This window comes from Actinoallomurus acaciae (genome assembly GCF_042429965.1).
Classification (GTDB): domain Bacteria; phylum Actinomycetota; class Actinomycetes; order Streptosporangiales; family Streptosporangiaceae; genus Actinoallomurus; species Actinoallomurus acaciae.
This window is the reverse complement of the sequence record NZ_JBHLZP010000069.1, coordinates 1-24,219: the sequence shown is the minus strand read 5'-3', so window position 1 is coordinate 24,219 and position 24,219 is coordinate 1. Positions and strand designations below refer to the sequence as shown.

Annotated in this window: 17 protein-coding genes and 1 pseudogene; 5 read left to right on the top strand and 13 right to left on the bottom strand. The window is 70.5% G+C overall.

What is annotated here, in order from left to right:
• The 4 genes from ACFFNX_RS12450 to ACFFNX_RS12435 form a co-directional block, all read right to left on the bottom strand.
• Nucleotides 1-1,607: RecQ family ATP-dependent DNA helicase (locus ACFFNX_RS12450; protein WP_378199768.1), on the bottom strand; the 1,607-nt coding region annotated here is incomplete at its 3' end.
• A 56-nt stretch (nt 1,608-1,663) separates the two neighbouring features.
• On the bottom strand, nt 1,664-1,993 hold the full coding sequence (locus tag ACFFNX_RS12445) for an ArsR/SmtB family transcription factor (RefSeq protein WP_378199765.1): 330 nt from the start codon (nt 1,991-1,993) through the stop codon (nt 1,664-1,666).
• 68 nt (nt 1,994-2,061) lie between these two features.
• Nucleotides 2,062-2,952: a serine hydrolase gene (locus tag ACFFNX_RS12440; RefSeq protein WP_378199762.1), complete on the bottom strand. Its 891-nt coding sequence runs from the start codon at nt 2,950-2,952 to the stop codon at nt 2,062-2,064.
• Between the two features lie 95 nt (nt 2,953-3,047).
• The gene (locus tag ACFFNX_RS12435; RefSeq protein ID WP_378199759.1) at nt 3,048-4,178 is read right to left on the bottom strand and encodes a lactate 2-monooxygenase; all 1,131 of its coding nucleotides are present in this window, start codon (nt 4,176-4,178) and stop codon (nt 3,048-3,050) included.
• A gap of 110 nt (nt 4,179-4,288) precedes the next feature.
• On the opposite strand from ACFFNX_RS12435, the gene ACFFNX_RS12430 reads away from it, so the two are divergent.
• Nucleotides 4,289-6,799, top strand: coding sequence for a DNA gyrase/topoisomerase IV subunit A (locus ACFFNX_RS12430; protein WP_378199756.1), 2,511 nt, complete (start codon nt 4,289-4,291; stop codon nt 6,797-6,799).
• Between the two features lie 1,727 nt (nt 6,800-8,526).
• Here the strand turns inward: ACFFNX_RS12430 and ACFFNX_RS12425 are convergent.
• The 5 genes from ACFFNX_RS12425 to ACFFNX_RS12405 form a co-directional block, all read right to left on the bottom strand.
• On the bottom strand, nt 8,527-8,883 hold the full coding sequence (locus tag ACFFNX_RS12425; RefSeq protein ID WP_378199753.1) for a hypothetical protein: 357 nt from the start codon (nt 8,881-8,883) through the stop codon (nt 8,527-8,529).
• A 583-nt stretch (nt 8,884-9,466) separates the two neighbouring features.
• Nucleotides 9,467-10,123: a response regulator gene (locus tag ACFFNX_RS12420; protein WP_378199750.1), complete on the bottom strand. Its 657-nt coding sequence runs from the start codon at nt 10,121-10,123 to the stop codon at nt 9,467-9,469.
• Nucleotides 10,120-11,298 (bottom strand): sensor histidine kinase, encoded by a 1,179-nt coding sequence (locus ACFFNX_RS12415; RefSeq protein WP_378199771.1) that lies wholly within the window; start codon nt 11,296-11,298, stop codon nt 10,120-10,122. The genes ACFFNX_RS12420 and ACFFNX_RS12415 overlap by 4 nt, the downstream gene beginning before the upstream one ends.
• Nucleotides 11,298-11,774 carry a hypothetical protein gene (locus tag ACFFNX_RS12410; protein ID WP_378199747.1) on the bottom strand — a complete coding sequence of 159 codons (477 nt, stop codon included), beginning with the start codon at nt 11,772-11,774 and terminating at the stop codon, nt 11,298-11,300. Before ACFFNX_RS12410 ends, ACFFNX_RS12415 begins: the two co-directional genes overlap by 1 nt.
• A gap of 84 nt (nt 11,775-11,858) precedes the next feature.
• Nucleotides 11,859-13,952: a DNA gyrase/topoisomerase IV subunit B gene (locus tag ACFFNX_RS12405; RefSeq protein ID WP_378199744.1), complete on the bottom strand. Its 2,094-nt coding sequence runs from the start codon at nt 13,950-13,952 to the stop codon at nt 11,859-11,861.
• A gap of 167 nt (nt 13,953-14,119) precedes the next feature.
• Between ACFFNX_RS12405 and ACFFNX_RS12400 the strand changes: the two genes are divergently transcribed.
• The 4 genes from ACFFNX_RS12400 (at nt 14,120) to ACFFNX_RS12385 (ending at nt 17,443) form a co-directional block, all read left to right on the top strand.
• Nucleotides 14,120-15,022, top strand: a complete 903-nt coding sequence (locus ACFFNX_RS12400) for an ABC transporter ATP-binding protein (RefSeq protein ID WP_378199741.1) — start codon at nt 14,120-14,122, stop codon at nt 15,020-15,022.
• A gap of 176 nt (nt 15,023-15,198) precedes the next feature.
• Nucleotides 15,199-16,263, top strand: a complete 1,065-nt coding sequence (locus ACFFNX_RS12395; protein ID WP_378199738.1) for an ABC transporter permease — start codon at nt 15,199-15,201, stop codon at nt 16,261-16,263.
• Nucleotides 16,264-16,396: 133 nt separating this feature from the next.
• Entirely contained in the window at nt 16,397-16,630 is a 234-nt protein-coding gene (locus tag ACFFNX_RS12390) for a DUF7455 domain-containing protein (RefSeq protein WP_378199735.1), read from the top strand.
• A gap of 93 nt (nt 16,631-16,723) precedes the next feature.
• Entirely contained in the window at nt 16,724-17,443 is a 720-nt protein-coding gene (locus ACFFNX_RS12385) for a YaaA family protein (protein WP_378199732.1), read from the top strand.
• 90 nt (nt 17,444-17,533) lie between these two features.
• On the opposite strand, the gene ACFFNX_RS12380 is transcribed toward ACFFNX_RS12385, so the two are convergent.
• From ACFFNX_RS12380 to ACFFNX_RS12365, 4 genes and pseudogenes are all read right to left on the bottom strand, one after another.
• On the bottom strand, nt 17,534-19,162 hold the full coding sequence (locus ACFFNX_RS12380; RefSeq protein WP_378199729.1) for an RNA polymerase sigma factor: 1,629 nt from the start codon (nt 19,160-19,162) through the stop codon (nt 17,534-17,536).
• A gap of 189 nt (nt 19,163-19,351) precedes the next feature.
• On the bottom strand, nt 19,352-21,409 hold the full coding sequence (locus ACFFNX_RS12375; protein WP_378199726.1) for a SpoIIE family protein phosphatase: 2,058 nt from the start codon (nt 21,407-21,409) through the stop codon (nt 19,352-19,354).
• Between the two features lie 1,694 nt (nt 21,410-23,103).
• Nucleotides 23,104-23,673, bottom strand: coding sequence for an HhH-GPD-type base excision DNA repair protein (locus ACFFNX_RS12370; RefSeq protein WP_378199723.1), 570 nt, complete (start codon nt 23,671-23,673; stop codon nt 23,104-23,106).
• A gap of 139 nt (nt 23,674-23,812) precedes the next feature.
• Nucleotides 23,813-24,219 (bottom strand): annotated as a pseudogene (locus ACFFNX_RS12365) (MFS transporter); the annotation flags it as partial.

Here is a 24,219-nt window from a genome sequence, read left to right as displayed (position 1 = left end):
GGCTCGGCCTGCAGGCCCGGCGGGATCCGGCCCGCGATGCCCTCGGCCTTCATCCCCGTGGGCCACATGCGGCGCGGCGTCACCTCGACGCCCGGGCGGCTCAGCCGGTCACGGGCGGACGCCGCGCCGGCGTCGGAGACCTCCGCGGAACGGTGGCGGCCGGTGCAGTTGTCGCAGCGGCCGCACGGGACGGCGTCGGGATCGTCCAGCTCGCGGCGGAGGAACTCCATGCGGCAGTCGCCGGTCGCCTCGTAGTCGAGCATGGCGCGCTGCTCGCGGGAGCGCTCGGCCGCGACGCGCTCGTACCGCTCGCGGTCGTAGGCCCACGGCCGGCCGGTGGCGGTCCATCCGCCGCGCACCCGCCGTACGGCACCGTCGACGTCGAGGACCTTCAGCATCATCTCCAGACGGCTGCGCCCCAGGTCGACGCGTGTCTCCAGGGCGGCCGTGGACAGCGTTCCCTCCTCCTCCAGCACGCCGAGCGCCAGGCGTACGACCTGCTCGGCGGGGAAGGCCAGGCCGGCGAAGTACGCCCAGATCTCGCGGTCCTCGGTGCCCGGCAGCAGGATCACCTCGGCCCGCTCGACACCGCGGCCGGCGCGGCCGATCTGCTGGTAGTAGGCGACCGGCGACTGCGGGGCGCCCACGTGCACGATGAAGCCGAGGTCGGGCTTGTCGAAGCCCATGCCCAGGGCGCTGGTCGCGATGAGCGCCTTGACCTTGTTGTCGAGGAGGTCCTGTTCGGCCTGCAGGCGCTCGGCCTGCTCGGTCTGGCCGGTGTAGGCGGCGACGGGGTATCCGCGGTCGCGCAGGAACGCGGCGATCTCGTGCGCCGCCGCGACGGTGAGCGTGTAGACGATGCCGGATCCGGGCAGCTCGGCGAGCCGTTCGGCGAGCCAGGCCAGCCGGTGCTCGGCGCCCGGCAGGTCCACGACGGACAGGTGCAGGCTCTCGCGGTCGAGCGGCCCCCGCAGGACGAGCGTCTCGTCTCCGGCGCTGAGCTGGTCGGCGACGTCGCGGGTCACGCGCGCGTTGGCGGTCGCGGTGGTGGCCAGCACCGGGACGCCGGGCGGCAGGTCGGCGAAGAGCGTGCGGAGCCGGCGGTAGTCGGGCCGGAAGTCGTGACCCCAGTCGGAGATGCAGTGGGCCTCGTCGACGACCACCAGCCCCGCACCGGCCGCGAGCTTGGGCAGCACCTGGTCGCGGAAGTCGGGGTTGTTGAGGCGTTCGGGGCTGACGAGCAGCAGGTCGACCGCGCCGTCCTGGACGTCGGCGAAGATCCGTTCCCAGTCGTCGGTGTTGGAGGAGTTGATCGTGGCGGCGTGGATGCCGGCCCGCTCGGCGGCGGCGATCTGGTTGCGCATGAGGGCGAGCAGCGGGCTGACGATCACCGTCGGGCCGGCGCCGCGCTCGCGCAGCAGGGCGGTGGCGACGAAGTAGACCGCCGACTTGCCCCACCCGGTGCGCTGGACGACGAGGGCGCGTCGTCGCTCGACGACCAGGGCGTGGATCGCGGTCCACTGGTCCTCACGGAGCCGGGCGCGCTCCCCGGCGAGCTCGCGCAGGCGCGTCTCGGCGCGTTCCCTCAACCCGATGTCGTCGACCATGGGTCCTTGGTATCAGTCCCCGCCGTCGGTCGTGACACCCCTCAGCGGATCTCGGCTCAGTGGAGTGCGGCGAGCTCGGGCTGGATGACGGCGTCGAGCAGGCCCGGGAACCGGGCGTCGAGGTCGTCGCGGCGGAGCGTGAGGAGGCGGCGGGCGCCCTGGACACGGGAGTGCGTGATGCCCGCCTCACGCAGGATGCGCAGGTGGTGGGACATCGTGGACTTGCTGACCACCAGGCCGGCGTCGTGCTGGATCTGCCCGCAGGAGGACTCGCCGACGCGGGCCAGCGTGCGCACCGTCGCCAGGCGCGCGGGGTCGGCCAGCGCCGCCAGCACCTTGGGCAGGCTCAACTCCTCCCTCGGGGGGTGGATCGCCTCTTCGCTCACCCGTTAAGCATAGTCAGATCTGCCCTAAGTTCGACTTTCATCGCACTATTGGGTGATCCCGGCCGGGCTCAGCGCTCCGCCTTGAGCATCGCGGACACCGCGAGCCTGCTGGCGTCCTCGATCCGTTGCTCGCCGCCTCGCATCTCGACGTTGCGATCGGAGATGGCGGCGATCAGGAACGTGTGCCCGCCGTTCACCACGCGCCCGATGCAGTTCACGATCCAGGTGCCGTCGTCCACCGTGCGGGACAGCAGGCCGACCTTCACCGCGAAGGTCTCGCCCGGGGCGGAGGCGGCGCTCACGCCCCAGTTCTCATCGGAGGCCACATCGGCCATGAGGCCCAGCACGTACCGGCGGCCGGCGGCGGTGAGCGGGCCGTGCGAGGAGGTCAGCGCGCCCAGGACCCTGATCTGGTCCTGCGCGCTGGTGATGGTCGTGCCCCAGCCGCCGGTGCCGGGCGTCGTGTTCCTCAGGCCCAGTCTCCGGCTCACGGCGTTGAAGCCCGGGTACCCGCCGATCTCGGTGAAGATCGAGGTCGCCGCCTCGTTGCTGCTCACGTGGATCATGGGTTGCGCGAGGCTCTTCTCCGCCGCGGTGAGGCCGCGGCCCTCCTTCTGCGCCTTGAGCAGGAGCCCGATGAGGAACTCGACCTTGATGATGCTCGCCGTGGCGACCCGGACACTCGGGTGGTAGGTGTAGGAGATCCCCGTCGTCCGGTCGCGTATCGACAGGGAGAACCGCGCCGCGTTGGCGCCGAGATCGTCGCTCAGCCTCCGGGTCAGCCGATCGCGCGCGGACGAGGAGAACGTGGGCGACGCCGACGCCGTCACGGTGGGCAGCGGTGTCGACGAGTACTGCTGCGGGCCGGCCTCCGGAGTACCGTTCGAGCACGCCGTCCCGAGCACGAGAACCAGCAGGGCGGCGAGGACGGGCAGACCACGTCTGAGCAGGAAGATCATGGCCCGCGAGCATGGTCGCGGCAATACGGATGTTCGTTAAATCAACCTATGACCTTCCTTAGATCGGCCGCCGGGTCGTGGTGCGACCGGGTCGGCTAGGTGACGTTCTGCAGGATGTCCAGCGACGGCGAGGTCACGTCGCCGTGGCCGGACAGCCGCAGCGTCAGCTCGGTCTCGGCGAGCAGGCACCGCAGCACGTGCCGTACGCCCGCCTCACCCGCCAGCGCCAGCCCGTACGCGTACGGGCGGGCCACCAGCACCGCCTTGGCGCCGAGCGCGAGGGCCTTGACCACGTCCGCGCCGGAGCGGATCCCGCTGTCGAACAGCACGTCGATCTGGTCGCCGACGGCGTGGGTGATCGGCGGCAGCGCGTCCAGGGCGCCGACCGCGCCGTCGACCTGGCGTCCGCCGTGGTTGGAGACGACGATGCCGTCCATGCCCGCGTCGACCGCGCGGCGGGCGTCTTCGGTGTCCTGGATGCCCTTGAGCGCGATCGGGCCGTCCCAGTGCTCCCGCAGGAATACGAGGTCGTCCCAGGTCAGCGACGGGTTGCCGAACAACGCGGCCCAGTGCAGGATCGGGTCGTCCCCCGCGCCGGCGGAGAAGACCGGGTCGGCGAAGTAGTTCTGGTTGCCCAGGCCGCGCAGGAACGGCAGGTAGCCGTTGTCGAGGTCGCGCGGCCGCCAGGCGAGCGTGAACGTGTCGAGCGTGACGACGAGCGCCGTGTAGCCGGCCGCCTTCGCCCGGTCCAGGAAGCTGATCGCCAGGTCCCGGTCGTTCGGCCAGTACAGCTGGTACCACCGCGGCCCGGCCACCTCCGCGACCTCCTCCATCGTGTGCGAGGCGGCCGTGCTCAGCACCATGGTGACGCCCATCGCCTCGGCCGCCCGCGCGACCGCCAGCTCGCCGTCCGGGTGCAGCTGGCGCAGGACGCCGACGGGACCGAGGAGCACCGGGACGGGCAGCGTCTCGCCGAGCACCCGGGTCGTCAGGTCGCAGGTCGTGTGGCCGGCCAGCATGCGTGGCACCAGCCGCCGTCGCCGGAACGCCTCGCGGTTCTCCCGCGCCGTGTCACCCGTGCCGGCCGAGCCCGCGACATAGGCGTACGCCTCGCGCGAGAGCTTCTCCTTGGCCAGGGGTTCGAGACGCGTCAGGTCGGTCGGCAGCGACGGAACGACGCCGGTGAGACCGCTGAGATAGATCTCGTTCTGGAAGTCGGCGTACATGCGGCACTCCCCAGTTCTTAGACGGATCCGCGGTTATCATCCACCATGGGTCCGCGGCACGCCGACGTCCACGGCGCAACCTGTCGGGCCGACCCGTCACAATGACAGTTATGGCACGACGCGGCACGCAGACCCCTCCCCCGCCGGATTTCGAAGAGAACATCGTTGACGTCGATGTCTCAGAGGAGATGCGGGGCAGCTACCTCGAGTACGCCTACTCGGTCATCTACCAGCGGGCGCTCCCCGACGCGCGCGACGGGCTCAAACCCGTACAGCGCCGCATCCTCTACTCGATGAACGAGATGGGCCTGCGGCCCGATCGCGGCCACGTCAAGTGCGCCCGCGTCGTCGGTGAGGTGATGGGTAAGCTGCACCCCCACGGCGACTCGGCCATCTACGACGCGCTCGTACGCCTGGCGCAGTCGTGGTCGATGCGGATGCAACTCGTCGACGGGCACGGCAACTTCGGCTCGCTCGGCGGCGACGACTCGCCCGCCGCGATGCGGTACACCGAGGCCCGCATGTCGCGCGAGGCCGCCCTCATGGTGTCGAGCATCGACGAGGAGACCGTCGACTTCCGGCCCAACTACGACGGCCAGGAGCAGGAGCCGGAGGTGCTGCCCTCGGCGTTCCCGAACCTCCTGGTCAACGGCAGCTCGGGCATCGCGGTCGGCATGGCGACCAACATGGCGCCGCACAACCTCGGCGAAGTGATCGCCGCCGCGCGGCACCTGATCGACAACCCCGAGGCGTCACTCGATGACCTGATGCGCTTCGTTCCCGGTCCCGACCTGCCGACCGGCGGCAAGATCGTGGGCCTGGAGGGCATCCGCGACGCGTACGAGACCGGCCGTGGGATCTTCCGCACCCGCGCCACCGCCCACATCGAGAGCGTCACGCCGCGCCGCAAGGGCATCGTCGTCACCGAGCTCCCGTACGCCGTGGGCCCCGAGCGCGTCGTCTCCAAGATCAAGGACCTCGTCAACGCCAAGAAGATCTCGGGCATCTCCGACCTGAAGGACCTCACCGACCGGCAGCAGGGCCTCCGCCTGGTCATCGAGATCAAGAACGGCTTCCACCCCGAGGCGGTGCTGGAGGAGCTCTACCGGCTGACGCCGATGGAGGAGACCTTCGGCATCAACAACGTCGCCCTCGTCGACGGACAGCCGCGCACGCTGGGGCTGCGCGAACTGCTCCAGGTGTACGTCGACCACCGCATCGACGTCGTACGCCGCCGCAGCCTGTTCCGGCGCAAGAAGCGCGAGGACCGCCTGCACCTCGTCGACGGCCTCGTCATCGCGCTGCTCAACATCGACGAGGTCATCCGGGTCATCCGCGAGAGCGAGGACTCGGCCGAGGCGAAGACCCGCCTGATGGGCACGTTCGAGCTGTCGGAGATCCAGGCGCAGTACATCCTCGACACGCCGCTGCGCCGCCTGACCAAGTACGACCGGCTGGAGCTGGAGAACGAGAAGGAGCGGCTCACCCGCGAGATCGCCGCACTGACCGCGATCCTGGAGTCGGAGACCAAGCTGCGCGCGCTGGTCTCCTCCGAGCTGGCCGAGATCGCCAAGACGTACGGCACGCCGCGCCGCACCGTGCTCCTGGAGTCCTCGGGCCAGACCAGGACGGCCGCCGTGCCGCTGGAGGTCGCCGACGACCCGTGCCGGGTGCTGCTGTCCTCGACCGGTCTGCTGGCCCGTACGACGTCGCTCGAGCCGCTGCCGGGCGAGGGGGCGCGCGCGCCCCACGACGTGATCGTGTCGATCGTGAACGCGACCGCACGCGGCCAGGTCGGCGCGGTGACGAGCGCGGGCCGGCTGATCCGGGTGGACGTCCTCGACCTGCCCGCGCTGCCGACGTCGGCCGCCCCGCCGTCGCTGGCGGGCGGCGCGCCGATGAGTGAGTTCGTCTCGCTGGACAAGGACGAGACGGTGGTCGGCCTGGCGTCACTCGACTCCCCCGGACTGACGATCGGCACCGAACAGGGCGTGGTGAAACGCGTCGCCCCCGACTACCCGAAGAGCGCCGACGAGTTCGAGGTGATCGGCCTCAAGGACGGCGACCGGGTCGTCCGCGCGCTGCAACTCGAGTCCGAGGACCACGAGCTGGTGTTCATCACCAGTGACGCGCAGCTGCTGCGCTTCCCCGCCTCCAGCGTCCGCCCCCAGGGCCGCGCGGCGGGCGGCATGGCCGGCGTCCGGCTGAACGCGGGCGCCCGCGCCATCTGGTTCGGCGCCCTGGACGGCGACCTGGAGTCCCGCGTGGTCACGATCGCGGGCAGCTCCACCGCCCTGCCCGGCACCCAGACGGGCGCCATCAAGGTCGCCGACTACGCCGAATACCCGGCCAAGGGCCGCGCCACCGGCGGCGTCCGCGCCCACCGCTTCCTCAAGGGCGAAGACGTCCTGATCCTCGCCTGGGCCGGCCCGACCCCGGCCAAGGCCTCGGGCATGACGGGCAAACCGCTGGACCTCCCGACCGAACTGGGCCGCCGCGACGGCTCAGGCGTAAAACTCCCGTCCCCGATCACCGCGATCAGCGGCCCGGTCGGCACGTCCTCAGCCGATGCACCGCCCCAGCCTGCGGAGTCGGCGGACTCGGCGGAGTCGGCGGAGTAACCCGCGCGGGTGCGGGCCGGAACGCTCCGGCCCGCACCCGCCGCCATGCTTCACCGCAACCCGCCACCACGCACCAACCCAACCGCCACGCCGACACAGGCAGGCACGCACGCCGACACAGGCAGGCACGCCGACACAGGCAGGCACGGCGGCGCAGGCAGGCACGGCCCCCGAGGACAGAACACGGACTGCCCCAGGTCGGGCCGCCATGCTTCCGGGAAGCCCGCCACCACCCGCCAAGCCGACCCACCGCAGCCGCAGCGACGCAAACAGGCACGGCGGCGCGAGGCAAGACACGGGTAACCCGCCCCGACCTGCCCGGGCCAGAGGCACATCGGCCCGGCGCCACACTTCGCTGAAGCCCGCCACCTGCCCCCGCCAACTCCGCCACGGCCACGCCACGACGGCGCGGGCAGATCCTGCGGCCCCTTGGCGAGACAGGGGTAATCCACCCCAAGCCGGGCCAAAAGCGCATCGGCCCAGCACCACACTTCACTCGGGCCCGCCACCACATGCCGCGCTCACCCGACCATGGCCACGCCACGAGGGCGCGGGCAGATCTGGCGGCCCCTTGGCAAGACAGGGATAACCCGCCTCAAAGCCGAGCCAAAAGCGCATCGGCCCAGCACCACACTTCACTCGGGGGCCCGCCACCACATGCCGCGCTTGCCTCACCACGGCCACAGCCACAGCATTTACAGAACCGACGATCCTCGACAAAACACAGGTAGCCCGCCTCAACCGGACCAAATCGGAAGCGCATCACGCTGCTGCGGCGCAAACAGGCACCGTGGCCCGAGGCAAGGCACGGGTGACACGCCGCCAATCAGGCCGGGCCAAAAGCACGTCACGCCACAACGGCGCGCGCAGACCCGACGACGCGAGGCGAGGCGAGGCGAGGAACAGGCAACCCGCCCCGACCCAGCCCAGGTCACAACCCGCTCCAACCCAGCCCAGGTCAAAGGCACATCGGCCCGGCGCCGCACTTCACTGGAGCCCGGCACCACACGCCGCGCCAACTCCACCACCGGCCACGCCACGACGGCGTGGGCAGGCCCGGCGGCCCTCAGCGCGGCTCGGAGTAACCCAACCCAGGCGGGGCCGGGGGCACACCGGCCCGGATCCGCGCCATGATTCGGCCGAGCCTCGCCCTCGTACACCTGTGCTTGGACCGGTGGTTGGAGACCCGCTGCGAACGCAGGTAGAAGTGGAGGTTTCCGCTCAGCCCCAGCGGCAGCGAGCCGGTGGTCAGGGGAGGCCGTACCGCGCCACGCCCGCCGTAATGGCGCGGGCAGGCATGGCTCTCCAGGGCAATGCACGGCACGGTGACGGCGCACGGCGACACGGCGGCGAGCGGCGGCGCGCCAGCGCGCCAGCACGCCAGCACGCCAGCACGCCAGCACGCCAGCACGCCAGCACGCCAGCACGCCAGCACGCCAGCACGCCAGCAGAGCGTGGCACAGCGCAGAGCGTGGCACAGCGCAGAGCGTGGCACAGCGCAGAGCGTGATACGGCGCTGAGGCAGGGTGCCCCCTGACCGGACGCGATCTTGGTGTGTGCGCCGTCAGTGGGTGCGCGCCGTCGGTGGGAGCGTGTGCCCTGGTCCGGCCGGGCTGGCCCGTTGTGTGGAGCGATGGTCCCACCCCGCCGCCGCGGTCGGTCGACGCCGCGCGCCGGTGGGTCTGGGGGCACGGTCGACGGCGGGTGGCTCCGCGTGTGTGGTGGGGTCAGCGGTGCAGGGGCTGTTCGCCGTCGCGCTGGGCGGGGATCTTCGGCGGCTCGGCCATGGCCGCGATCGCCTCGAGGAGGTCGTCCGGGGTGCCGCCCGGCTCCTCGTAGTGCCAGAAGCGTACGACGCGTTCGGCGGGTAGCGGGAGGCGGAACTCCTTCTCGGTGAAGGTGCCGGCCTCGCACAGGCGGTCGATGATCGGCGCGCTCTCGGGGAGCTCGGCGGCATGTGCCGCGGCGTTGAGCAGCGCGACCGCGCTCCGCGCGTTGCGACCCTCGTCGTGGTCATCGGAACGGTTGAGACGCCACCAGGCGTAACGGCGGAGGCATTCAGCGATCATGAAGGTCTTTCGCACGCCGGTTCTCCTTGAGAAAGCATTCACATAGAGGCATAACGCACAGTAGTCGACTGATCACTTCTTGTCCTCCCGCGTCGCCCGGCGTCGCAAGGATCTACGCACTCTTGCCCATGACCGTACGGATCAGCGGCTCACCGCCCCAGCCGTCGGGCGGCGGGGCACGGCACTCCACGGCACACGGCCGGCGGGCCCTCGCAAAATGACTCCGCCTCCGGGCCCGGCTGCTTGATCGCGCCAGCCGACCAGGTCGTGGTAGCCGTCGGCGGTGAACCCGTGTCCCACACGTACGGTTCCAGGTCGGCCTGGGGACGGCGTCCGTTCGAGGAGTGCGAGATGACATCCGGGAGAGCCGACGGCGAGGGAAAAGCTGGACCGTGGTACCCCGGGCGCGCGCTCCACCGGCCTGCGTGGGCCGCGCCCCGCGAACGTCGTGGTTTCGGTGGAGACGCCCGCGTCAGTCTGGCGGCCGGCTGGGCGGCGACGCGCTTACGCCTGCCGAGTGTGGGAGCGTCCGCCGAGAGGACAGGTCGGTCGACGGTGATGATCCACAGGCCCCGAATCAGGAAAACCGCCCCGAGGGTCAGGCCAGGTCGGCGAGGCCTTTGCGGTACGCGTACGTCACGGCCTGGGCGCGGTCGCGTAGGCCGGCCTTGGCGAAGAGGTTGTTGATGTGGGTTTTGACCGTGGCCTCGCTGATGAACAGCTCGCGGGCGATCTCGGCGTTCGAGCGGCCCGCGGCGATCAACGTCAGGACCTCGGCCTCGCGCTGGGTCAGGCCGTCCGGCAGGTCTCTCCGGCGGCGGCGGGACGGCTGGCCGCCGGTGGCCAGGGCGTCGACCAGGCGGCGCTGGACCGACGGGTCCAGCTGGGCGTCGCCGCCGCGTACCGCGTCGATCGCTCGGGCGATCTCGTCCGCGCCCGCGTCCTTGGTCAGGTAGCCCCGGGCGCCCGCCTGGAGGGCGGCGAAGACCGACTCGTCGTCGCTGTACGTCGTCAGGACGACGATCTGCACCGCCGGGTACTCCGTCTTGATGCGCCGGGTGGCCTCGACGCCGTCCACGCGTGGCATGCGGAGGTCCATCAGGACCACGTCGGGGCGGTGTTCGGCGACCAGGCGCAGGGCCTCCTCGCCGTCCCCCGCGGATCCGACGACCTCCAGGCCCGGCAGCAGGCCGAGCAGCAGCACCAGCCCGTCGCGTACGACGGTCTGGTCATCGACCACCAGGACGCGCGTCACAGTGGTACCCGCAGCAGCACCTTGAACCCCTCTTCCACCGGACCCGCCTCCAGTGTGCCGCCGATCAGCTCGGCGCGCTCACGCATTCCGACCAGACCGTATCCCCCGCCGCTCCCCGCGAGCGGGCCGGGCTCCCCGCCCGCGTCGGTGACCTCCAACTCGCACCACCCGTCGATGTAGCGCAGCGCGACCATGACCGCCGCGCCCGGCGCGTGCTTGCGGGTGTTCGTCAGCGCCTCCTGCGCGGTGCGGATCACGGCGAGGCTCGCCTTCGCCTCCAGTTCCCGGGGCTCGCCCTCGATCTTCAGCTCGCAGACGGCGTCGGCGAGGAGCCGGTGCTCGTCGGTGAGCTCGCGCAACACCACGTCCATCGGCGGGATGTCGCCGCGCAGGGTGGCGAGTGCGCGCCGCGTCTCCTCCAGGCCGCTGCGGGCCAGGCCGCGGGCGCGTTCGACCCGGCCGAGCGCCTCGTCCATACGGCCGCTGACCATGAGCAGCCGCGCCCCCTCCAGGTGGACGAGCTGGGCGGACAGCGAGTGCGCGAGGATGTCGTGGATCTCCCGGGCGATGCGGGAGCGCTCGGCCAGGATGAGGTTCTGCCGCTCGGTCTGCCGCGCCGCCTCGCGCATGTGCCCCGCCCGGATGCCGACGAACATCCCGAGCATCCCGACGATCGTCCACAGCTCCCCGGCCGGACGCCCCTGAACGAGAACGCCGACCAGCATGCCGACCGACCCGACCACGGCCACGGAGCCGGAGCGCGGCAACGAGGCGGCCGAACCGGTGAAGCCGACGCAGGCCAGGATCAGGGTGCTGCTGGGGCCTTTCGCCGCCCCGATGTACAGCGCGGCGCCGATGCCGGCGCCGACCAGGAAGAAGATCCAGCCGTACTCCGAGGAGCGCCACCGCATGACCAGCCCGAGGATGAAGCATCCGGCCCCCGCGAACGCTCCTCCGGCGATCCACAGGTCGGTGCCTCGCAGCCCCGTGTACGGCGGGCCGGAAAGTCCCTGGGCGTTCAGCATCGCGTACAGGAACCAGACCACGCCGGCGAAGACGAGGCCGACCCGCAGGAACCGGCCGTCTCGCCAGGGCCCCTCGGCGGGGTCCGGCGAGGCGGCGGACCGGCATGCCGGCCCCAGCCAGGCGACGAACCGGCTCCGAAACTCTGCCATCACGGTTGAACGCTAACCCTGCCCGGGAGTTCACGGGACCGCCAGCCGATGACCGCGTTCTGGGCGAGCAGCCAGGCCGCGACCGAGATGAGCACCGTTCCACTGCCGGGCCGGGCTCCCGCCGCGTACCCGATGGCGTACAGACCACCGCGTACGACGATGGACGCCACGAACACCCCGAAGGTCGCCCAGGTCCCCCGGCTCCACAGGGAACCGTCCGCCTCTCGCCACACGCGCATGGTCGCCCCGAGGCCGAGCCCGAGCAGCAGAGCCGCGACGACCTCGGCGGCGAGCAGGCCGGCGCTGAGCTCGGCGTGATGCGTGTCGATCAACCTGCCCTGCGCGATGCCGATGACGCCGATGACGAGCGGAATCACCAGCAACCGCCGTTCATCGACCCGCCGCCGGGTGAACCGGCGCACGATCACGAGTGCGACGACGGCGACGATGATCAGTCCATTGAGAGCCTCATGCATGGTCTCAACGGTAGGAATCGCCGGGCCCGTACGGATCGCCGCGCGGATGGAGCTTGCCCGGCTCCACCCTCGGGTGGAGCCGGGTCAGATGTCGATGCGGGCCTCGTCGAGCTCGGAGGCGCCGCCGGAGATGAACTCGCGGCGTGGGGCCACCTCGGAGCCCATCAGCAGGTTGAAGATGCCCGAGGCCTCTTCGGCGTCCTCGATGCGGATGCGGCGAAGCATGCGGTGACGCGGGTCCATCGTGGTCTCGGCCAGCTGGTCGGCGTCCATCTCACCGAGGCCCTTGTAGCGCTGGATGGGTTCCTTCCACCGGACCGAGCGGCGTTCGAACTCCACGAGCTTCTTGCGAAGCTCCGCGTCGGAGTAGGTGTAGACGTGCTTGTCCTGGCCCTTTTTGGGGTTGGTCAGCTCGATGCGGTGCAGCGGCGGCACGGCGGCGAAGACGCGGCCCGCCTCCAGCATCGGACGCATGTAGCGGTGCAGCAGCGTCAGCAGCAGGCAGCGGATGTGCGCGCCGTCGACGTCGGCGTCGGCCATCAAGATGATGCGGCCGTAGCGGGCCGAGTCGAGGTCGAAGGTGCGGCCCGAGCCGGCGCCGAGGACCTGGATGATCGAGGCGCACTCGACGTTTTTCAGCATGTCGGCCACGGAGGCCTTCTGCACGTTGAGGATCTTGCCGCGGATCGGCAGCAGCGCCTGGAACTCGGAGTCGCGCGCCAGCTTGGCGGTGCCGAGCGCCGAGTCTCCCTCGACGATGAACAGCTCGCTGCGGTCGTCGGCGGTGCGGCAGTCGACCAGCTTGGCCGGGAGCGCGGAGTTCTCCAGGGCGCTCTTGCGGCGCTGGTTCTCTCGCTGCTGACGGGCGGCGATGCGCGCCTTGGAGGCCGAGACGACCTTCTCCAGCACGGCGCGCATCTGCTGCTTCTGGCCGCGCTTGGGGTTGTCGAACGCGTCCTTCAGCTCACGCGCGACGACCTGGGAGACGATGCGGGTGGCCGCGGAGGTGCCCAGAACCTCCTTGGTCTGGCCCTCGAACTGCGGCTCGGGCAGGCGTACGGTCACGACGGCGGTGAGGCCCTCGAGGACGTCGTCCTTGATGACCGGGTCGTCGCCGTTCTTCATCAGCTTGGTGGCGCGGAGCTGGTCGTTCAGCACCTTGACCATGGCCCGGTCGAAGCCGGCGACGTGGGTGCCGCCCTTGGGCGTGGCGATCACGTTGACGAACGACCGGGTGATCGTCTCGTAGCCGGTGCCCCACCGCAGCGCGACGTCGACGTCGATGTCGCGCTCGACGTCGGTCGGCGTGAGGTGGCCCTGGTCGTCGAGGACCGGGACGGTCTCGGTGAAGTGGCCGCGGCCCTGCAGGCGCAGCACGTCGGAGACCGGCTCGTCGATGGCCAGGTGGTCGCAGAACTCGCTGATGCCGCCGTCGAAGCGGAACTCGTGCTCGGCGACCTCCTCGCCGCGCTCGTCCCGTACGGCGATGGTGAGGCCCGGCACGAGAAAGGCGGTCTGGCGCATCCGGTCGACGACGGTGTCGCCGCTGATCGACGCGTCCTTCAGGAAGATCTGACGGTCGGGCCAGAAGCGGGTGCGCGTGCCGGTGATGCGCTTGGCGACCCGCTTGACCTGGTGGAGCTCGTGCCGCTTGGCCGGCCTCTTGGTGAACTTGGCGTCGGGACCGTCGCCGGCGAAGTCGCCGGGCAGCCCGCGCTTGAAGCTCATCGCGTGCGTGTGCCCGTCGCGGTCGACCTCGACGTCGAGGCGTACGGACAGGGCGTTGACCACCGAGGCGCCCACGCCGTGCAGGCCGCCGGAGGCGGTGTAGGAGATGCCGCCGAACTTGCCGCCGGCGTGCAGCCGCGTCATCACGAGCTCGACGCCGGTCAGCCCGGTCTTGGGCTCGGCGTCGACGGGGATGCCTCGCCCGTCGTCACCGACCTCCATCGAGCCGTCGGCGTGCAGTGTGACCTCGATGCGCGAGCAGTGCCCACCGAGAGCCTCGTCGACGGAGTTGTCGATGATCTCCCAGAGGCAGTGCATGAGACCGCGGCTGTCGGTCGACCCGATGTACATTCCGGGCCGCTTGCGTACGGCCTCCAGTCCTTCGAGCACCGAAAGGTGCCGCGCGGTGTACCCGTGCGGATCCTCAGCGGTGAGTGTGGCGGCGGTCAAGGGCTTTGCTCCTCGGGGGTAGGACGTGCGGCAGCAGGCTACCCGTCAGCGCCGACAGTAGCCGACCGGCGCGCCGTTCCGTCCGCCCTCCACCGGTGGTTGCAGATCACGAACGTCCACCTTTCGTAGGTGGCTATGTCCGGATACGCGCCCCTAGTGTCCTGGCCATGTCCAACACGATTGTCGCCAATGACCTGCGCAAGCGCTATGGCGACGTGAACGCCGTCGACGGAGTCTCCCTGACCGTCGAGGCCGGGGAGTTCTTCGGCATTCTGGGCCCGAACGGAGCCGGCAAGACCACGACACTGGAGATCATCGAGGGCCTGCGTCAGGCCGACGGCGGGGAGATCTCGGTGTTCGGGCACTCCCCCTGGCCGCGCAACCTCGCGCTGCTGCCGCGGATCGGCGTGCAGTTGCAGGCGTCGGCCTTCTTCGAGCGGCTCACCGCCCGGGAGCAGCTGCGGACGTTCGGCTCCCTGTACGGCGCCTCCGGCCGCAGGGCGGACGCGATGCTCGAGACCGTGGGCCTGGGCGACAAGGCCGACACTCAGGTGGAGAAGCTGTCCGGCGGACAGGCGCAGCGCCTGTCGATCGCCTGCGCGCTCGTGCACGAGCCGGAGCTGGTGTTCCTGGACGAGCCCACCGCGGCGCTCGACCCGCAGGCCCGCCGCAACCTCTGGGACGTCCTGCGCGCGATCAACACCGACGGCCGCACGATCGTCCTCACCACCCACTACATGGACGAGGCCGAGATCCTCTGCGACCGCGTCGCGATCATGGACCACGGCCGGATCCTGCGCAGCGGCCCGCCGGCGGCGCTCGTACGCGACCTGGACGCCGCCGCGCGCGTCAGCGTGTCCAGCGGGACGCTGAGCGCCGACGAGGCGCGTGGGCTCCCGGGCGCGGACGAGGTGACCGACGACCAGGTCTCGCTGACCATCTCCACGCGGGACGCCCCGAAGGTGGTCCGGGCGCTGTCCGAACGCGGTGCGCTGGACGGCGTCCAGATCAAGGGATCCACGCTCGAGGACGTCTTCCTCGAACTGACCGGACGGGAGTACCGCGCGTGAACGGGCGGGTCCACCCCACTCCTCCAGCTAAGGGCGTCTCATGAGCGAACGCAGTGAGCGAATCGGCAGCACAGCGCCCCTGGTCACCCCTCCGACGAAGGAGGTCTCATGAGTGAACGCAGTGAGCGAATCGGCAGCACAGCGCCTCTGGTCACCCCTCCGACGAAGGAGGTCTCATGAGCAGCTTCAAGAGCCTGGCGCGGGCGATGTTCCTCGGTTTCCGCCGTGACCGGGGCGCGCTGTTCTTCACGATCGCGCTGCCGCTGCTGTTCCTGGTGGCCATCGGCGGGTTGTTCGCCAAGCAGTCGACGCCCCGGTCGAAGGTGCTGGAGATCGGCTCGGTGAGTGTCGTCGAGCAGATGCCGGCGGACATGCGCGCCGGCTTCGAGAAGTCGCTGAAGATCACCAAGATCACCGATCGGGACGCGGCCCTGGAGAAGGTCAGGAAGGGCGACTACGACGCCGCGCTCGAACAGGTCGGTGACCAGGTCGTCGTCCACTTCTCCGCGGCCGACCAGGTGAAGTCGGGCACCGTCCAGGGCCAGGTCGACGGCCTCGTACAGGCCGCGAACCAGGCCGCATCCGGACAGTCTCCGAAGTATCACCTGCGGGCGGAGCAGGTGGAGGACAAGTCCCTGAAGGCGATCCAGTACATCACCCCGGGTGTGCTCGGCTGGGCGCTCGCCTCGGCGGGCATGTTCGGCGCGTCCACCACACTCGTCACATGGCGCACGAAAGGCATTCTGCGCCGCCTTCGGCTGTCCCCCGTGCCGATCCGTACGGTCTTCGCCGCGCGGGTCGCGGTCAGCCTGGGCACGGCGCTGGTGCAGACCGTGCTGTTCATCGGCGTGGCCACCCTGCCGTTCTTCGGGTTGAGGCTGTCGCACTACTGGTGGATGGCGATCCCGATCGTGCTGTGCGGGGTGCTGGCGTTCCTGGCGATCGGCATGCTGATCGGAGCGTGGGCCAAGACGCAGGAGACCGCGCAGGCGGTCAGCCAGATGGTCGTGCTGCCGATGGCGTTCCTCGGCGGGTCGTTCTTCCCCGTCGATCAGGCGCCAAAATGGCTGCGTGTCGTCTCGGAGATCTTCCCTCTGCGCCACCTGAACGATGGCATGCTGAAGGTCATGGCCCGAGGCGCCGGACCGGCCTCCGTGCTCCCGCAGATCGGCATCCTGCTGGCTTTCGCGCTGGTCGCGACGATCATCGCGGTCCGCGTCTTCCGTTGGGAACAAATCTGAACATTGACCGCGAGGGTGACCTTTGTCACCTCCGGGGTTATTCCGCTCTCGGCGTACACAGAACCCGCATGGGAACGCTCACGTCCGGTTAGATGTTGTCCTAAGCGACCGACCCCGAGACGAGGAAGGCGACGTGACTGGAGCTCTTGCCCCGACCAAGCCGCTGACGGCCGCGGACCGCTGCGACCGCTGCGGTGCCCAGGCCTATGTCCGCGCGATCCTCGCGGGCGGCGGCGAGTTGCTGTTCTGCGCCCACCACGGCCGCAAGTACGGTGAGTCCCTCCGTGCCGCGGGCGCTGAGATTCATGACGAAACCGACCGGCTGCTTGAGACCCCCACCGCCGCGACCACTGAAGAAGAGCGGTAGCCCAGGCCAGCCATACCCATAACCGATGAGACGGCGGCCGCCCGTACGGGTGGTCGCCGTCTCGCGCACGCCGCATCGCGTACTGGGGGGACGATGCTGATCCTGCTGCCGCCGTCCGAGGGCAAGGCGACCGAGGGAGACGGGCCGCCGCTCGATCTGGCGGCCCTGAGCCTTCCGGAGCTCACCCGGACACGCGAACGCGTGCTCACCGCTCTGGAGAGGCTCTGCGCGGGCCGCGAGACCCGCGCACGTGAGCTGCTGGGCCTGTCGCCCGGCCAGGCCGGGGAGATCGCGCGCAACCGGGAGTTGCGGCACGCGCCGACGCTGCCGGCGGCCCGGCTCTACACGGGCGTGCTGTATGACAACCTCGGCCTCGCCGGCCTCGACCCCGACCGCGCGGCCCGCTCGATCCTGATCTTCTCCGGCCTCTGGGGCGCGCTGAGGATCACCGACCGCGTCCCCCCGTACCGGCTGGCCATGGGAGCACGGCTGCCCCGTCTGGGCGCTCTGGCGGCCGTCTGGCGCCCTGTCCTGACCGGCGCGCTGCCGACCGGCGGTCTCATCGTCGACATGCGGTCGGCCCCGTACGCGGCGGCGTGGCGGCCGGAGGCGGTGCGGATCCGCGTCTTCCGTGAACACGACGGCCGCCGGACGGTGGTCAGCCACATGGCCAAGGCCACCCGCGGCGCCGTGGCCCGTGACCTGCTGCGCAACGCCGCCGACCCGGCGACGCCGGAGGAGCTGGTGAAGACCCTGGTGGACCTGGGGTACGCCGCCGAGCTCAACGGCACCGACGTCGACGTCATCGCCTGAGCCGCGAGCACCCCCCGAAGCGGGAAGCACGACGCCGAAGGGCCCGTACCGACTCGGTGCGGGCCCTTCGGCGTTCGAGATCTCTCGAACTCAGTCGAGGTAGTCGCGCAGCACCTGAGACCGCGAGGGGTGCCGGAGCTTCGACATGGTCTTCGACTCGATCTGGCGGATCCGCTCGCGGGTCACGCCGTAGACCTTGCCGATCTCGTCGAGGGTCTTCGGCTGTCCGTCCGTGAGGCCGAACCGCATGGAGACCACGCCCGCCTCGCGCTCACTGAGGGTGTCGAGCACCGAGTGCAGCTGCTCCTGCAGCAGCGTGAAGCTCACCGCGTCGGCCGGCACGATCGCCTCGGAGTCCTCGATGAGGTCACCGAACTCACTGTCACCGTCCTCACCGAGAGGCGTGTGCAGCGAGATGGGCTCACGGCCGTACTTCTGGACCTCGACGACCTTCTCCGGCGTCATGTCGAGTTCCTTGGCCAGCTCCTCCGGGGTCGGCTCGCGGCCGAGGTCCTGGAGCATCTGGCGCTGGACGCGGGCCAGCTTGTTGATGACCTCCACCATGTGGACCGGGATGCGGATCGTACGGGCCTGGTCGGCCATCGCACGGGTGATCGCCTGCCGGATCCACCAGGTGGCATAGGTGGAGAACTTGTAACCCTTGGTGTAGTCGAACTTCTCGACGGCGCGGATCAGGCCGAGGTTGCCCTCCTGGATGAGGTCCAGGAACAGCATGCCGCGACCGGTGTAGCGCTTGGCGAGGGAGACGACGAGACGGAGGTTGGCCTCGAGCAGGTGGTTCTTGGCACGGCGGCCGTCCTCGGCGATCCACTCGAGGTCGTCGAGCACCTGGAACTCCAGGGACGCCCGCTCGAGCGCGAGCTTCTCCTCGGCGAACAGGCCGGCCTCGATGCGCTTGGCGAGCTCGACCTCCTGCTCGGCGTTGAGGAGCGGGACCTTGCCGATCTGCTTGAGGTAGTCCTTGACCGGGTCGGCGGTCGCGCCGGCGGCCGCGATCTGCTGCGCCGGGGCGTCCTCGTCGTCGTCGCCGATGACGAACGACTCGTCCTCCGAGGTCGGGCCCTTCTTCTCCGCTACGGGAGCGGGGGCCTCCTCAGGCTCGGACTCCGACGGGGCGGAGTCCTCGGTCTCCTCGGACTCGTCGGAGTCTTCGGTCTCCAGGTCGGCGGCCTCGACGTCGTCACCGAGGTCGTTCAGGTCCGCCTCGTCGATGTCGGTGACCTCGAGGTCGACGTCGTCGTCCCCGTCCTCCGGCTCCTTCGCGGCCTTGGCGACGGGCTGGGGAGCGGCCTTCTTCTTCGGGGTGGCCTTCTTGGGCTTGGCGGCACTTTTCTTGGCGCGGGCAGGCTTCACCGGCACCTCGGAGGCATCCTCGTCGACGACGGCGGTCACCGAGTCCTGCTCTTTGGTGGCGGCGGTCGTCTTGGTCTTCTTGGTCGCGGGCGTCGCACGCTTGCTGCTGTTGCGCGCGCGCTTCGGCGCCGCGGAGTCGGCAGCGCTCACCATGACGGTCACACCCTCCTTGCTAAGACTCCGCAAGATGCTCGAGGCCTTCGACACGGGAATGTCGGCCTCCTCGAACGCACGGCGCACATCGTCAGCCTCGAGGTAGCCCTGGTTTCGCCCACGCTCGATCAATTGCCTGACAACGCTCTCGTGCAGCTCGGACGGCTTGGAGGTCGAACTCGCAGGCGACACAAACACCTCTCGAACGAACGTGTGGCTATGTTGACCCAGTGCTGTATCGGGCGCCGGCCCCTTGGAAGCTTTGCGTTGAGCAGCGTACCCCTCTCGATCTAGCATTCTGGCACGCCTGCCTATTCCGCACGGTGGAGTCCGGCCCGGTGACCACCACCTTAGAGGGCTCGGGGTGGTCCTTCGTACGTGCTACGCCGTCTTCGGCGGAACATGTAGGGCAAGTACGGTCACGTCATCATCATGGTCATACCCGGCCAGCATCCGATCCACCAGGAAGTCGACAAGTATCTCAGGATCCGCGAGCACCTCGGGCGGAGCATCTGCGGCGATGGCCACGATCTCATCGAGGCCGGCGTCGAGTCCCCGTCTTCGGTTCTCCACAAGTCCATCGGAGTAGAACACCACAGTGTTGCCGGGTGGAACGGAAAACTTTGTCTGATGTCGCTGTGAGGGCCAGCCGAGCGGCGTTCCGGCCTCGGAGGTGCTGACCTCCGGACGCCGGTCCGGGTAGATCAGCAAGGGCGGCAGATGGCCCGCATTGCTGATCACGCCCTCGCCGGTGGCCGGGTCGATCACGGCGTACGCCAGCGTGGTGATCTGCTCCATGCCCTCGGTGGCCGAGAAGAGCCGGTCGAGTCCCGACAGGACCGCGGCGGGCCTCGGGTCGTTGAGCGCGAGGGCCCGCAGGGCGTTGCGTACGCGGCCCATTCCGGCCGCGGCCTTCACGCCCTTGCCCATGACGTCGCCGATCACGATCGCCACCCGGTCGTCCTGGAGCGGGAACGCGTCGTACCAGTCGCCGCCGACCTGTACGTGCCGCGTCGCGGGCTGGTAGCGGGCGGCGAGCCGCATGGGCGGAAGCTGGGGCAGCCGGTCCGGCAGGAGGCTGCGCTGGAGCGCCTCGGCGGTCTTGTGCTCGCGCTCGAACAGCGTCGCGCGCTCGACCGCCAGCGCACACTGGCCGGCGAGCGCCTCGAGGAAGACCCGCTCCTCCTCGGTGATCTCGCGCGGCCGGGTGAAGGAGAACCGGAGGGCGCCGAGCGCGCGACCGGCGGCCAGCAGCGGCAGGCCCACCCAGGCGCGTTCGTCGGTGACCTGGACGAACGCGTCGATCTCCTCGGCCTGGATCTGGAGGCGCAGGCTGGTGGGGTTCTCGGCGAGGAACGGGCGCCGCTCGCGTACGGCGACCGACATGACGCTCGGGTCCTCGACGCCGATCTCCTCGCGGGCCGGCCCCGGAAGCTCGGGAATGCCGCCCGGCGTGATCGTGTGAAGGCGCACCTTGTCGTCGTCGAGAAGCGCCACCGCGGAACGGTCGGCGCCGATCGCGGACCGGCCGACCTCGGTGATCACGGCGACGACCTGGTTGACCGTCAGCGCCTCGGCCAGCATCGAGGTGGCCTGCTGGAGCCGTGCGGTGCGCAGCGCCGCGGCGGAGAGCTGCTCGGTGAGCCGCCCGCGCATCTCCTCGGCCTCGCGCTTGCCGGTGACGTCGGTGTTCGCGCCGACCCACTCGACGATCTCGCCGTCGCGGCGGATCGGCACCGCGCGTACGTCGTAGTTGCGGTAGCCGCCGGCGCGCGTACGGATGCGGTAGGTCGCCTCGAAGATCCGGTCACCGGTGACGCAGGCCTGCCAGGCCTCCTCGATGCGGGCGCGGTCCTCGCTGTGCACCGCGCCCAGCCAGCCGGCGGCGGCGTACTCCTCGTGCGTCTGGCCGGTGATCGCGCGCCACTCGGGGGCGTCGTCGACGACCTCCCCGGTCGGCATGGTCACCCAGACGACCTGGGAGCTGGCCTCCACCAGGGAGCGGTAGCGCTCCTCCTTGCGGCGGATCGCGGTCTCGGCGAGCACGCGGTCGGTGACGTCCACGACGACGAGGACGACACCGGTGATCTCGCCGTCGGCGGCGTGCGCCGGGAACCAGGAGTACGCCCAGTGCCGCCCGCCGATCTCCAGGTCGACGTCGAGCACCGGACGGTCTTCGTCGACGACCTTGCGTACGGCGGTCTCGACGATCTCGCCGTACTTCTCGGAGAGGACCTCGGACGGCTTCTTGCCCTCGAGGTCGGCGACGGCGACTCCGTGCAGGCGGGCCAGCGACTGGTTGGCCCGCTTGAAACGCAGGTCGGTATCGAAGAGCGCGAACCCGATCGGAGCCTCCCGTAGCAATGTGGCGAACAGCGCCGAGTCCGACGCGTCGAGACCGGAGAGCCGGGGATGCGGCACGGACGTATCGGCGCTCATGCTAGACACCTCCGTCGCGCGCCCGGCCCTACTGCTAGGCATTTCCGCATCACTATGGGTGAATGGGAGCAGGCTAGCGCTCCCGTCCTCCATCACAACACCGCTCGGAGTCAGGTTTTCATCATCTCGATGGTTCGCCGCCGACGGAAGTCCCGTTCGGCATCGTTATCGTCAGCCGCTCACGAACACGGCCCATACCCGCCCGGCCGGCGGCACGGTAGGAGACCGCGCATCCGGCAGGAAGAGATGATAAGCGCCAGCAGGGGCGCAGCGGGCGAGATCCCCGATCTCGGCGAGTCCCGTGTCCGCCGTGTAGGTGGTTTCATCAGTACGGATGCGGTGTGAGATGAGATACGGACACCGTAATGGCGAATATCGGCAATTCTTAATTAGCTCATCTTTTCGCCGATGCCCCGCACGGGGGCGGAATGACGGCCGTGACCTCGACGGCGACGTTTGCACATGTGTGGCTGCACGTGCATACGCACGTGCCTGTGGGGGTCGCGGCGTGTACGGTGCGGCCGACCAGCCGCCGGGCGTGTCTCAGGGCGGGACAGGGCCGTGGCCGGAATCGGCACGGTGCCGGACACCGGAAGCGACCGGCGACACGCGTCTCTGGAGGCGACGCCCTGGAGGGCGCGCCGAGGAGGGTGTCCGCGACGGAACACACTGCCCGGACAGGGTTATCCACAGCCGAACGGCCGGTCTTCCCTGGTTAGCCCGCCGCGCTGGACAATGAGATCGGGGGGAGGCCCCGCGGGGGGAGGCCCCGCGGGGGGAGGCCCCGCGGGGGGAGGCCCCGCGGGGGGAGGCCCCGCGGGGAGGGGCATGGCCCGGGCAGGGAGCATGGCCCGGGCAGGGAGCACGACCCGGGCAGGGAAGGGCGTCTCCCCGAACCGGGAGGGGTGAGCATGCGAGCGGCGGCCTTGCGCCTGGGGGGCTGAGAACGGCGGCGGCGTTGATGTCCTGTGGGTGTCGACGCCCGGGGTGAGAGATGACCCGGGCAGCGTGTAAGTCCTGTCGGGGAGATCGGCCTGCGGGCAGAACAGCACGTCAACGCCTCTATTGGCTCGCACGAGCGTGGCCGCCCCTCACAAGCGAGACCGTCCCCGGGCCGACAGATCCACGCATGGGCAGGCGCCCCGGGGGCGCCAGTCGTCATACAGGTCAGGCCATCGGAACGACGTCCCCATCGGTGATCTTGGACTGAGTGTCGTAAGAGTCGCCGACCGAACCGGCCGGACGGGACGTGCCACGGCGGGGAGGGGCGACTCCACCCTGCGGCGTGGCCCTCCTCGCGCGGCCCGACCGCTGGCCGGTGCCGACGTATCGACCGGCGGCAGTTGTCCGGCGGCCCCGGCGGCGTGGGCCTGGCGCTGTCCCGGCAGTGCGCCGCCTGCGGCGGCGGCATCGGCGGCCTGTTCGTCGGCGGGGTGATGTGTTCGCCGCGCTGCGGAGCTGTGCCGCGAGAGGCCGGTCGGCTGGTCGGCTTGCGTCGCCGGTCAGCGCGCGCCACGGCGGCAGCGCCCCCACGCGTAGGTCGGCGGGACAGGAACGTGCGGGTGCGCTCGCTCGCGAGCGCACCCGCGTCCGCGCGTAGGTCGGGCCCGGGCCGGTAGGCCGACGGAGCCACATCCCCGTCACCCCCGAAGACCCCGGGCCCCTCACCGCTAACCCAGATCCGCTCGGGCGGGCTACTTCTTCTTCGCGGCGGCCTTCAGCTGCTGTTTGTAGCTGCGTACCAGGCCCAGCGACTCCTCGTCGACGATGTCGGCGACCGAGCGGTGGGAGGACTCCTCGCCGTACGGGCCGGCCGCCTCGCGCCAGCCCTCCGGGCGGACGTCCAGTCGCTTGCCCAGCAGGGCGACGAAGATCTTGGCCTTCTGCTCGCCGAAGCCCGGCAGTTCGCCCACGCGTTTCAGCAGATCCGGGCCCGTCGCCGCTCCCGTCCAGACCTGGGACGCGTCTCCGTCGTAGCGGTCGACCAGGACCTGGCACAGCGCCTGTACCCGCGCGGCCATCGCCTTGGGGAAGCGGTGCAGTGCCGGGCGTTCGCCGAAGACGGCCACGAGCTTGTCCGGGTCGTAGTCGGCCAGTTCCTCGGCCGACGGGTCGTGGCCCAGCCGGCGGGCCAGGTCGGCGGGGGCCGCGAACGCGCGTTCGAGCGGCACCTGCTGGTCCAGCAGCATCGCGATCAGCAGGGCCAGCGGGCTGCGGTTGAGCAGCGCGTTGGCCTCCGGCGCGATGGGCAGCGAAACCGTCACGGCGTCCTCCAGAGACTCGCGTTCTCGCCCTTCATCCTTCCAGAAGGCGCTCGGGCGCCCTCGCCCGGCGCGACGAACGCGCGGCAACGGCTCCGCCCAGCCCCCGTCACACGGCCCTGCCCCGGCTCCGTCACATGGCTCAGTCCCGGTTCCGCCACATGGCCGTTGCCACGATCGCGTACGGCACGGCGGCCAGGGCGAACAGCGGGCCGGCGCCGAGGTGGGCGGAGCCCAGCCCGTAGGCGGCGAAGGTCAGGACCGCCACCGCCTCGGTGCCGAAGCCCGCGACCGAGGTGAGGGTGGCCCGCGCACCGTCGGAGATGCGTTCCTGCAGTCTCAGGTCGGCGGCGACGATCGCCCACTGGAAGGCGCCGAACGCCATCGCGACCGCCACCAGTCCCGCCGGTCGGCCGGATCCGGCGCCCACCGCCAGGAGCAGCGACGCCAGCGCCAGGATCGGCCCCGACCACGCCATGCCCCGGCCGCCCAGCCAGCCTCCGGCCGCCACGCCGGCCGTGACGACGAGCACCAGCAGCGGCACGGTCG

Excerpts from the sequence above, each read along its gene's own strand:
- ACFFNX_RS12440 (WP_378199762.1), bottom strand. The coding sequence starts at position 2,952 with ATGATCTTCCTGCTCAGACGTGGTCTGCCCGTCCTCGCCGCCCTGCTG.
- ACFFNX_RS12400 (WP_378199741.1), top strand. The coding sequence starts at position 14,120 with ATGTCCAACACGATTGTCGCCAATGACCTGCGCAAGCGCTATGGCGAC.
- ACFFNX_RS12430 (WP_378199756.1), top strand. The coding sequence starts at position 4,289 with ATGGCACGACGCGGCACGCAGACCCCTCCCCCGCCGGATTTCGAAGAG.
- ACFFNX_RS12415 (WP_378199771.1), bottom strand. The coding sequence starts at position 11,298 with ATGGCAGAGTTTCGGAGCCGGTTCGTCGCCTGGCTGGGGCCGGCATGC.
- ACFFNX_RS12410 (WP_378199747.1), bottom strand. The coding sequence starts at position 11,774 with ATGCATGAGGCTCTCAATGGACTGATCATCGTCGCCGTCGTCGCACTC.
- ACFFNX_RS12435 (WP_378199759.1), bottom strand. The coding sequence starts at position 4,178 with ATGTACGCCGACTTCCAGAACGAGATCTATCTCAGCGGTCTCACCGGC.
- ACFFNX_RS12385 (WP_378199732.1), top strand. The coding sequence starts at position 16,724 with ATGCTGATCCTGCTGCCGCCGTCCGAGGGCAAGGCGACCGAGGGAGAC.
- ACFFNX_RS12395 (WP_378199738.1), top strand. The coding sequence starts at position 15,199 with ATGAGCAGCTTCAAGAGCCTGGCGCGGGCGATGTTCCTCGGTTTCCGC.
- ACFFNX_RS12375 (WP_378199726.1), bottom strand. The coding sequence starts at position 21,409 with ATGAGCGCCGATACGTCCGTGCCGCATCCCCGGCTCTCCGGTCTCGAC.